The sequence below is a fragment of the Paraburkholderia sp. SIMBA_027 genome (genome assembly GCF_046535315.1).
Taxonomy (GTDB): Bacteria; Pseudomonadota; Gammaproteobacteria; order Burkholderiales; family Burkholderiaceae; genus Paraburkholderia; species Paraburkholderia tropica.
In genome coordinates this window covers 1-264 of sequence record NZ_JAWRWY010000805.1, presented here as the reverse complement: position 1 = coordinate 264, position 264 = coordinate 1, and the positions used below count along the sequence as shown (strand labels likewise).

Below are 264 nucleotides of genomic sequence, written 5' to 3'. Positions count from 1 at the left end.
GAATTCGCCGCCCGGCCCGCGCTCACCCGACTCCGCCAGCAATTCGCGCGGCACGCTCGCCATCGAGTATTTGCCGTGCACGACGCGCACCGCGGCACGATGTCGTTGCATCAGCATTGCGAACGGCTCGACCGCCGTGCGCGGCACGACGAAACGCACGCGCTCGCCTCGATTCGGCGCTACGGCGACGATCGACAATAAGCGATCGATCCATCGCACCCATGCCGCTTCATCGCGCACTTTCCCTGGTTGCAGCACGAACAC

The 264-nt window shown here is 65.5% G+C and carries 1 pseudogene; it reads right to left on the bottom strand.

The annotated features are described in order from the left end of the window. Nucleotides 1–264 (bottom strand): annotated as a pseudogene (locus SB764_RS41295) (hypothetical protein); the annotation flags it as partial.